This is a genomic window from Dietzia sp. DQ12-76, from assembly GCF_014145045.1.
GTDB lineage: Bacteria > Actinomycetota > Actinomycetes > Mycobacteriales > Mycobacteriaceae > Dietzia.
Genome location: NZ_JAALDV010000112.1, coordinates 1 through 9,820 on the forward strand (window position 1 = coordinate 1; position 9,820 = coordinate 9,820).

Annotated in this window: 11 protein-coding genes; all 11 read right to left on the reverse strand. The window is 66.0% G+C overall.

The features are described from left to right. Nucleotides 1-81 precede the first annotated feature (81 nt). A complete protein-coding gene (locus G6019_RS04930; RefSeq protein WP_007632861.1) occupies nt 82-387 on the reverse strand; it encodes a DUF2469 domain-containing protein in 306 nt (101 codons plus the stop codon). Then, on the reverse strand, nt 384-1,061 hold the full coding sequence (locus G6019_RS04935) for a ribonuclease HII (RefSeq protein ID WP_107756645.1): 678 nt from the start codon (nt 1,059-1,061) through the stop codon (nt 384-386). The genes G6019_RS04930 and G6019_RS04935 overlap by 4 nt, the downstream gene beginning before the upstream one ends. Continuing rightward, the gene (lepB, locus tag G6019_RS04940) at nt 1,058-1,852 is read right to left on the reverse strand and encodes a signal peptidase I (protein WP_182612259.1); all 795 of its coding nucleotides are present in this window, start codon (nt 1,850-1,852) and stop codon (nt 1,058-1,060) included. Before lepB ends, G6019_RS04935 begins: the two co-directional genes overlap by 4 nt. Before the next feature lie 62 nt (nt 1,853-1,914). Further along, entirely contained in the window at nt 1,915-2,256 is a 342-nt protein-coding gene (gene rplS, locus G6019_RS04945; protein ID WP_017836979.1) for a 50S ribosomal protein L19, read from the reverse strand. A 163-nt stretch (nt 2,257-2,419) separates the two neighbouring features. Beyond that, nucleotides 2,420-3,184 (reverse strand): tRNA (guanosine(37)-N1)-methyltransferase TrmD, encoded by a 765-nt coding sequence (gene trmD, locus G6019_RS04950; protein WP_107758110.1) that lies wholly within the window; start codon nt 3,182-3,184, stop codon nt 2,420-2,422. Between the two features lie 32 nt (nt 3,185-3,216). Beyond that, nucleotides 3,217-3,750 (reverse strand): ribosome maturation factor RimM, encoded by a 534-nt coding sequence (gene rimM / locus G6019_RS04955; protein WP_182612258.1) that lies wholly within the window; start codon nt 3,748-3,750, stop codon nt 3,217-3,219. A gap of 34 nt (nt 3,751-3,784) precedes the next feature. Beyond that, the gene (locus G6019_RS04960) at nt 3,785-4,027 is read right to left on the reverse strand and encodes an RNA-binding protein (RefSeq protein ID WP_017836982.1); all 243 of its coding nucleotides are present in this window, start codon (nt 4,025-4,027) and stop codon (nt 3,785-3,787) included. 5 nt (nt 4,028-4,032) lie between these two features. Then, nucleotides 4,033-4,530 carry a 30S ribosomal protein S16 gene (rpsP, locus tag G6019_RS04965; protein WP_107756648.1) on the reverse strand — a complete coding sequence of 166 codons (498 nt, stop codon included), beginning with the start codon at nt 4,528-4,530 and terminating at the stop codon, nt 4,033-4,035. Between the two features lie 893 nt (nt 4,531-5,423). Continuing rightward, entirely contained in the window at nt 5,424-6,719 is a 1,296-nt protein-coding gene (locus tag G6019_RS04970) for a hypothetical protein (protein ID WP_182612257.1), read from the reverse strand. A gap of 52 nt (nt 6,720-6,771) precedes the next feature. Beyond that, nucleotides 6,772-8,346, reverse strand: a complete 1,575-nt coding sequence (gene ffh / locus G6019_RS04975) for a signal recognition particle protein (protein WP_182612256.1) — start codon at nt 8,344-8,346, stop codon at nt 6,772-6,774. A 64-nt stretch (nt 8,347-8,410) separates the two neighbouring features. Beyond that, nucleotides 8,411-9,820 (reverse strand): HD domain-containing protein (locus G6019_RS04980; protein ID WP_206681808.1); only part of this gene is annotated, 1,410 nt, incomplete at its 5' end.

The window sequence follows — 9,820 nt, forward strand, 5'->3', positions numbered from 1 at the left end:
GGCCCGATCCGCTGGACGCGGATCGGGCCGGGCGCGCCCTGTGGAGGCGCGGGAGGCTGTGGAGGACGAGCGAGTCGCGAACTACTCCGGGAGGCGGAGTTCGGGCTTGTCGAGCTCCTCGATGTTGACGTCCTTGAAGGTCAACACCCGGACGTACTTGACGAAACGGGCAGGCCGGTACATGTCCCACACCCAGGCGTCGGACATCCGGACGTCGAAGTAGACCTCGCCGTCCGCGGACCTCGGGATCAGCTCGACCGCGTTGGCGAGATAGAAGCGCCGCTCCGTCTCGACGACGTAGGTGAACTGACCGACGATGTCGCGGTACTCGCGGTACAGCGAGAGCTCCATCTCGGTCTCGTAGTTCTCCAGATCCTCGGCGCTCATCTAGTGCTGCTCCTCGAATGCGCCTGGGCGGCGCGACGGACGTTGGCGTACGACATCCGGTGGATGTCGCTGGGACCGAGCTGCTCGATCGCCCTGGCGTGACCCGGGGTGCTGTACCCCTTGTGGGCGGCGAAACCGTAGCCCGGGTACCTCGGGTCGAGGTCCACCATAATCCGATCACGGGTCACCTTTGCTAGGACACTCGCGGCGGCGATCGATGCGACGACCTCGTCACCCCCGATCACCGCGGTGGACTGGCACCCGAGCCCGTCCACGGCGAACCCGTCGGTCAGGACGAAGCCCGGCGGCGGATCGAGAGCGGCCACCGCGCGTCGCATTCCCTCGAGGTTGCACCGGTGGACCCCGCGCTCGTCGATGCGGTCGGGTTCGATCACGACTACGGACGCCGCGACGGCTCTGCGCAACACGGCGTCGTGGAGGCGCTCCCGGGTCGCAGGAGACAGCTTCTTGGAGTCGTCCAGATCAGCGAGATCCGCCGTGAGACGGCTACCCAACACGCACGCCGCCACCACCAGTGGTCCCGCGCACGACCCGCGCCCGGCCTCGTCCACACCGGCGACCGGCCCGAGACCCCGCCGCGCCAGGGCCGCCTCCAGAGCCAGCCGTCCGTCACGCCGGGTCACCCTCACCCGGCCCGGTCGGACCGGGCTCACCCCGCGGTGATGTCCGGTGAGGGGACGGACCCGATCCGGTTGAACGGGAGGATGATGGCCTGCACCTTGCCGATGATGTTCTCCTCGGGAACGGAGCCCTGGAACTCGTCGCCCATGTGGTACCGGGAGTCCGCCGAGTTGCTCCGGTTGTCACCCATCACCCAGTAGTTGCCCTCCGGAACGGTGACCGGCCCGAACGCGCAGTTGAGCGGGTTGCGGTCGATCGAGGGGTCCGCGTTGAGGTACGGCTCGTCCAGCGGCTCACCGTCCACCAGGAGGCCCCCGTCCGGCGAGCACCCGCCCACGGTCTGACCACCCACCGCGATGACACGCTTGACCATGTCGTTCTGATCGGGCGGGACGACGCCGATGACGCCGCCGATGTCCTGCAGTGTCCGGATGACCGGGTTGTCCGACCGGATGGACTGGTACCCCTGGTTCCAGGAATTCGGACCCTCGAACACCACGACGTCCCCGGGCTGCGGATCGCCGAACCGGTACGAGATCTTGTCCACGAAGATCCGGTCACCCGTGCAGCCGGCACACCCGTGCAGCGTGGGCTCCATCGACTCCGAGGGGATCTGGTAGACCCGCCCGACGAAGGTCTGGAAGACGAACACCAGTACCAGCGCGATCACCACCAGCATGGGGATCTCGATGTACCAGGGCTGGCCCTTCTTCTCGGCGGCGCGCGCCTGGCGACGGCCTCCACCCACGCCTCGAGCCGGGTCCCCGTCTTCTCGGGGGCCCGGCTCGGAGGGGTGCTGTCCAGGTGATTGGGTGCTGCTCACCCGGACGAGCGTAGTCGATCGGCCACCACACACGACGGCCGAGTCCGACTCGCTCTACATGCTCAGCGCTTCTCCTTGATCTTCGCGGCCTTGCCGCGGAGGTTGCGGAGGTAGTACAGCTTGGCCCGACGGACGTCGCCGCGGGTCAGGACATCGATGTGGTCGATGGTGGGCGAGTGGACCGGGAAGGTGCGCTCGACGCCGACGCCGAAGGAGACCTTGCGGACGGTGAAGGTCTCGCGGACGCCACCACCCTGACGGCGGATCACGACGCCCTTGAAGACCTGGACGCGCTCCTTCGAGCCCTCGATGACCTTGACGTGCACGTCGAGCGTGTCGCCGGGGCGGAACGCCGGGATGTCGTCGCGGAGCGACTTGTTGTCGATGAAGTCGAGAGTGTTCATTGTGTTCCTCGGATGTCAGGAATTGAGGACAGAGGACCCTGGCGCCCGCCGTCAGGCGGGTCAACCGGTTCGTGCCCGGAGCAGCGCGACCGTCCGCGGACGCACGGGTGCGCCCGGATGATCAACCTCGCTAGTATGCCACTATCCGTCGGCCGACCCCAAATCAGTCGGCGCGCTCGGGCCAGCCGACGGACCTCAGGGTCTCCAGGTCCGCGGGACCCAGAGCAGCCCCGTCGAGCAGGTCGGGGCGACGTTGCGCCGTGCGCCGGAGCGACTCGTCACGCCGCCACCGCGCGATCCGCGCGTGGTCACCGCTCTTCAGTACCGCGGGGACAGGCCGGTCCCGCCACACCTCGGGCCGGGTGTAGCTCGGCCCCTCGAGGAGGCCGTCGGAGAAGGAGTCCTCCTCGTGACTGCGCTGGTTGCCCAGCACCCCGGGGAGGAGTCGGACGACGGCCTCCGCCACCACCAGGACGGCCACCTCTCCCCCGATCAGGACGTAGTCGCCGATGCTCACCTCCTCCACGTCCATGCGTGTGGAGGCCTCATCGATCACGCGCTGATCGATTCCCTCGTATCGACCGCAGGCGAAGATCAGGTGATCGCGTCGTGCGTAGCTGTGGGCATCGGCCTGGGTGAACGGTCGTCCCGCCGGGGTGGGCACGATGAGCAGGGGCCGCGTCGCGGCGGAGCCCGCGGACGGTGGTACCACCTCATCGAGGGCCTCGCCCCAGACAGTCGGCCGCATGACCATGCCGGGTCCGCCACCGAACGGCGTGTCGTCCACCGAGCGGTGCACGTCGTGAGCCCAGTTGCGCAGGTCGTGGACCCGGAGGTCCAGGATGCCGCGGTCGATGGCCCGCCCGGGCAGTGCCAGACGGAGGGGCGAGAGATAGTCCGGGAACGCCGTGACGACGTCGAGCCGCATCCGTGGGGCGGTGACCGTATGGTCGGGTCCGGTCACGGGGTCCCCAGGTCGAGTAGCCCCTCCGGTGGGTCGATCACGCAGGTACCGGCGACGACGTCCACCCTGGGGACGATCCGGGCCACGAAGGGCACCAGGGCCTCCGATCCGCTCGACAGACGCACGGAGAGGAGTTCCCCACCCGGGGTGTGCACGACCTCGGTGACCTCGCCGAGCTGCGTCCCGCCGGTGTCCAGCACGGTCAGGCCCACCAGCTGGTGGTCGTGGAATTCGTCCGGGTCCCCGGTGTCCGGTAGGGACTCGGAGTCGACGATCAGGAGCATTCCCCGCAAGGCGTCGGCGGAATCCCGGTCCGAGACGCCGGCCAGACGCACGAGAAGCCGCCCGGAATGATCCCGGGCGGCCTCTACGGTGACGTCCCGATCGGTGGCGGTCCTCCCCTTGCCGGTGCGGCCCAGCAGTCGAGCTCCCACCGCGAATCGTTCGCGGGGCGAGTCGGTCCGTACCTCCACCACCACCTCACCGCGGACCCCGTGGGACTTCACGACGCGACCCACGACGAGTTCCATGACGTCCTTCCGGTGCGGGTGGGGTCCGAGGGGGCTAGCGATCGGTGTCGACCACGTCGACCCGGACGTCCGGCCCGCCGACGGCGGAGACGATCGTCCGGATCGCCGACGCGGTACGGCCGCCGCGGCCGATCACGCGCCCGAGATCGTCGGGCGACACGGTCACGCGGATCACGGTGCCGCGACGACCACCGCTCGCCCTGACCGAGACCGCATCGGGATCCGACACGATACCGCGGACGAGATGGTCGACGGCGTCGACGACCATGTCACCCATCGGACTCAGGCCTCGGCGTTCTCGGCGTCAGCCGACCCGGCCTCGGCGGACTCACCGTCGGTGGCCTGGGCCGCGGCCTCCTCGGCCTTCTTCGCCTCGTCGGCCTTCTTCGCCTTCTCGGCCTTACGCTTGGTGGTGATGGCCTCGGCGGACGGCTCGCCCTGGGCCTCCTCGAGCGCCTTGTTGAACAGGTCCAGCTTGCTGGGCTTCGCCTCGGCCACGCGGAGGGTGCCCTCGGCGCCCTCGATGCCCTTGAACTTCTGCCAGTCCCCGGTGATCTTGAGCAGCGACTCGACGGCCTCGGTCGGCTGCGCGCCGACACCCAGCCAGTACTGCGCACGCTCGGAGTCGATCTGGATGAAGCTCGGCTCCTCCTTGGGGCGGTAGAGCCCGATCGTCTCGATGGCACGCCCGTCTCGACGGGTGCGGGCGTCGGCCACGACCACCCGGTACTGCGGGTTACGGATCTTGCCGAGGCGGGTGAGCTTGATCTTGACGGCCATGTGGCGTCTCGCTTTCTCTTGCGGGTCACGTGGCGATTCAGCGACTCCCGCACGTGTTGCGGGGCCCGGTTTCGCCTTCCGGGTGACCGCCGCTCGGCGCGGGCACCGTCCGCGATGAACACGGCGGGACCCACCGGTGACGGCGTCCAGCGCACCACTCTAGTCGAATCGCGCCGCGAAGCCCAATCCAACAAACTCTATGATATGTAACCGTCGGTTGCGCGTTGAAAATAACCATTCACGCTAAACTCCGTGGCAGTGTTCACGGATTTCACAACTCTGTCACGATAGAGTGACTCCCGCACGACTCGAAAGTCGATACTCAAACGCGTTTTAGAGGACTTGGACGGAATGTTGCCGTGCGTTAAACATGCGCCATCGAATACCAAAGCCTGCCCGGGCTGAGCTATTAGTGGACGGAAGTCACCTTCGCCGGGTCTCGATTCGACCCAGACAGCATTCGACTCTGTGATTTCCGTGAGTGGGATCCAGATGTTTGTCTCGGTCCAGTGATGACCCACATCGCGGTCCGCGTGCCACTCGGCTACACCTACACTACCCGGCATCTGGAAACGGATGTTCGGGCGACGCTGGAAAACTAAGTTCTCGCCGAGGAGCGGTCGTATTACTTCTTTGATGAAGTGATTATAGATTTGTCTGAAACTATCCGATAAGTCGCTAGCGTAAATCCGGTATAGTAATCGGTGAAGGTCTGTAGACTGTTCGTTACTTGAATCCAGCAAATCGGTCACATAATCAATGTGAAGGGACTCCAGCTCTTTAACGTCAAGATGGGATCGAAATACGTCACCGAACCGAAACCGTTCGAAGTCATAGTCTACCACTACCCAACCAAGCACAGCAATTCCTTTTCTTGTGCGGTTCAACCCTGACTAGGAGCGTTGGCCAGAACGCCGCCTTCTTGGCTTCCCAATTAAAGCAGTCAGAAAATTAATACCTACTGGACGGCGGAATATTCGAAGGATAATCCGATATGCTATGGTCCAAATAGCAATAAGGCCGACCCCAAGGATCGTCAAAAGCTGCGACAATTCATTTGAAGTAGCGAGACCAGCCAGGATCCAGCTCAGGAACCCCGCAGCAAACAAAATGATTAGTATAGCGAACAAGCTCCAAGCTCTTGACCTAAGCACGGCCCATTTATGCCAACGTGTCATCTCTTCGACATTCTGTCGGTCTTCGGCAAGGTAAACGATGTGCCTCGAAACCGTCTTCTGGTTAGCCGAAATCCACATCGTGGTGGCAATATCGACTCCTTTGCCGTTGGTGCGCGCTAAGAGTACCGGCCTACGGTAATTGCGAAAAATGGGGAAACCAGAGACTCCAGATGCGTACATAAGCGGAACCCAGCCCGGCCCCCACCACTCAAACCAGCCGAACCACACGTTCTGGTTCCTACCAGTCCCAGTCCACCTAGAATTGCTGAGCTTGAAGTTTTTCCCCTCAGCATCCTCGCCACGTTTTCTGCGACCGACAATCTGCGGAATAAACTCCGCTGGAACATCTAAGAACGCGTTCGATTCGTCACAGTCACATGGGTCGGTAGTCAGTTCACCATCAGTCTCGCTCTCGCCCCCTATTGACTTAATAAGCGGATGCGCGCCGAAAGGTTTGGACTTCTCCATGACCACCCGGGAGCCAGCACGCGTCGTATTCTGGCGAGAAACGCTCATTTCAGCGTCTCCGAAAAGCGAGTGATACGCCTCACTGGAAGGCGTATCGCGCTGCGCCTGGCTCTCCATTAGCACAATGCCGGCATTCTCGTAAACGGCAGCGAGTCGGTCGCGAGCTCTGGATTTGAGAAACTCGGCGGTGGCGTCAGACCGATAGAGAGGATCGCCGTTTGCACTATCCCAGCTGACTACGAATAGTCTGGTGCCTTCGTAGAGGTCGTTCGAGGTAGGGTACTGGAGGGGATGGAACACTCTCGGCTCCATCAAGGACTGATACTGCCCTTCGATTGGGTTGAGATCCAGGTCGCGCCAGTAACAATACCTTGACGGCACTTTTTCGAGATCTTGGAAACCTCGAGGCAGGTGGGAGTTACTCGGTTGGAACTTAGGGTCGCTCACCTGCCCGGGATCGGCAATAACGACCATCAGAGGAGGCAAATCCGAAGAACTATTCTGGACGGCGTCGTTCTCGGTCTCGTAGACGGAATCTGCCACGGCTACCCTCTGCTTCCTGAAGCTCAACCAGGCAATTACACCACGAAGCTGCTCAGCGCTTGGGGAACTTGAGGTCGTTCAGGTCGATCCCCTCGAGGCCCGGCGGCAGCGTGTCCAGTCCGGGCGGCATTTGCGAGAGGTCCGGCATGCCCCCGGGGGGCATCCCCGGCATCCCGGGCGGCATCCCCGGCATCCCACCGGGCATCATCCCCCGGTTCTTGGGCTGCGTCGGTCCACGGCCCTTGCCCTTGCCCTTCTTGCCCTTGCGCTGGTTCTTCCGCCCGGCTCCGGGCATACCCATCTGGCCGGCCATGCGGCTCATCATCTTGCGGGCCTCGAAGAACCGGTCCACCAACTGGTTGACGTCGGTGACCGTGACCCCCGAACCCTTGGCGATGCGCTGGCGGCGGGATCCGTTGATGATCTTGGGGTCGGCCCGCTCCGCCGGTGTCATCCCCCGGATGATCGCCTGGATGCGGTCCAGGTACTTCTCGTCGATGTCCCCGACGGCCGCTTTCATGTCTTTGCCCCCGGGCAGCATCCCCAGGAGATTGCCGATGGGGCCCATCTTGCGGATCATCAACATCTGGTCGAGGAAGTCCTCGAGGGTGAGCTCCCCCGACCCGATCTTGGCCGCGGTCTTCTCCGCGTCCTTGGCGTCGAAGACCGTCTCGGCCTGCTCGATGAGCGAGAGCACATCGCCCATGCCGAGGATCCGGCTCGACATGCGGTCGGGGTGGAAGACATCGAAGTCCTCCAGCTTCTCCCCGTTCGAGGCGAACATGATCGGCGTGCCGGTGAGTTCACGGACGCTCAGCGCGGCGCCACCACGGGCGTCACCGTCGAGCTTGGTCAGGACGACGCCGGTGAATCCGACCCCTTCGCGGAAGGCCTCCGCCGTGACGACGGCGTCCTGGCCGATCATCGCGTCGAGGACGAAGAAGGTCTCGTCCGGCTGGACCGCATCGCGGATCCCCCTGGCCTGGGCCATGAGCTCCTCGTCGATACCCAACCGGCCCGCGGTGTCGACGATCACGACGTCGTGCATCTTGGCGCGGGCGTGGGCGAGGCCCCGCTGGGCCACCGTCACCGGTTCCTGGACCCCGACGTCCTCCCCGTCACCCCCGACCGAGGTCCCGGGGTGGGGGGCGAACACCTGCACGCCGGCGCGCTCGCCGACGATGCGGAGCTGATCGACCGCACCCGGTCGCTGGAGGTCGCAGGCCACGAGGAGGGGCGTGTGACCCTGGCCCTTGAGCCAGTAGGCGAGTTTGCCCGCGAGCGTGGTCTTTCCCGCTCCCTGCAGACCGGCGAGCATGATCACCGTGGGCGGCTGCTTGGCGAACTCGATCCGACGGGCCTCACCGCCGAGGATCGCGGTGAGCTCCGCGTCGACGATCTTCACGACCTGCTGCGCCGGGTTCAGGGCCTCGGAGACCTCCGAACCCTTGGCCCGTTCCTTGACGCGGGAGATGAACGTCCGCACCACGGGTAGCGCGACGTCCGCCTCGAGCAGCGCGAGGCGGATCTCGCGCGCGGTCGCGTCGATGTCGGCGTCGCTGAGCCGCCCCTTTCCGCGCAGGTCCTTGAGCGCACCTGCCAGGCGATCGGACAAGGAATCGAACACGGTTACAGCTCCCTGGGTCGCGGGCCGGGGGCATGGTGTCCCCGGCGTCGTCGACGACGACTGATCACAGGGTATCGGCCCGCCCGACGCCGGGCGTCGCGGGATCACGCCGGGGAAGCAGGGACTCCACCTCCGTCGCCGTACTGAGGACCGCTCCGGGGCCGGACAACGCGAAGACGTCCTCGACCGCGGCACCGCGCGTCCGCACCACGACCCAGTCGATCCTCGCCCCCTTGCCCAGGATCGCCGCGATGACCTTCGCGAACAACCCCGGCCTGTCCTCCGCCCGGACCTCGAGCAGGATCCCCTCGGCATCCGTCCGCCGGTTCACCAGGACCGAGGACCTGGCCTGTGGCGGGCCGATCATCCGGGAGGCATTGCGTGCCAGCGCGGCCCGCAGGGACGCCGCCACCCCGGAATCGACCGCCCGACGCAGGTCCTGTCGCAACACCTTCGGATCCACGGGGTCCCCGAAACGGGTGGACACCGTCATCTTGGCGCGCACCCCACCGGGCGGCCGCAGGTCGATCTCCCCGTCGACGATCTCCAGACGGTGTGCGGCGAGCACCTCCGCCGTCACCGCGAGAGACTTCCCCGCGCCGGGCACGACGAGGGTGAGCTCGTGAGTGGTCCCCGTCCCCGCGGGTCGCATCTCCACCACCACATCGGGGGGGCCGTGCGGGCGGGTGGCGTCGACGGTCGGGGCCTCCACGGCGCCGGGCTGCGACCCCACCCTCTCCCGGCACGCGTCGACCAGCATCGAATGTGCCCGGGCCCTTCCCGGGGTCCACACCGTGGGCCCGGTGGCCAGCGAGTCGGCCTCGGTGAGGGTGGCGAGCACGTCGAAGGCGGTCGCGTCCTGCTCGAGCGCGGTCAGCACCGAGTCGGCCGTCGCCGGATCCGAGGGGTCACGCCTGGTCGCGGTCACCGCCAGCAGCAGGTGATGCCGGACGATCCTCACCAGGGTGTCGACATCGGCAGGGGCGAGTCCCATGCGTCGGACGATCGGCCCGACCATCTCGGCACCCGTCTCACTGTGGTCGCCCTCGCGGCTCTTGCCCAGGTCGTGCAGGAGCGCCGACAACAGGAGCAGATCCGCACGGGCCACCGAGGTGGTCAACCGGGACGCCTCCACCGCGGTCTGCACCAGGTGTCGATCCACCGTGTAGACGTGGGCCCGGTCCCTCGCCGGCAGGTCGCGCACGCCCGACCATTCCGGGAGCATCCGCTCCCACAGGCCACTGCGGTCGAGCGCCTCGATCACCGGCACCTGTCCCTCACCGGACCCCAGCAGGACGAGCAGGTCCGACAGCGCCTCGGCGGGCCACCGCCCCTCGGGGACCGGTGAGCGCTCCACCAGCACCCCGAGAGTCGAGGCGGCCACGGGTAGGGAGAACCTGGCGGCGGCGGCGGCCACCCGGAGCGGGAGCCACGGGTCCTCGGCCACGCGGGCGTTCCTCGCGAGCGCCACCTC

Bases quoted from the DNA above. Each gene is read 5' to 3' on its own strand.
- G6019_RS04960 (WP_017836982.1), bottom strand. From the start codon at position 4,027: ATGGGTGACATGGTCGTCGACGCCGTCGACCATCTCGTCCGCGGTATC.
- G6019_RS04930 (WP_007632861.1), bottom strand. From the start codon at position 387: ATGAGCGCCGAGGATCTGGAGAACTACGAGACCGAGATGGAGCTCTCG.
- rplS (WP_017836979.1), bottom strand. From the start codon at position 2,256: ATGAACACTCTCGACTTCATCGACAACAAGTCGCTCCGCGACGACATC.
- rimM (WP_182612258.1), bottom strand. From the start codon at position 3,750: ATGGAACTCGTCGTGGGTCGCGTCGTGAAGTCCCACGGGGTCCGCGGT.
- trmD (WP_107758110.1), bottom strand. From the start codon at position 3,184: ATGCGGCTCGACGTCGTCACGGCGTTCCCGGACTATCTCTCGCCCCTC.
- rpsP (WP_107756648.1), bottom strand. From the start codon at position 4,530: ATGGCCGTCAAGATCAAGCTCACCCGCCTCGGCAAGATCCGTAACCCG.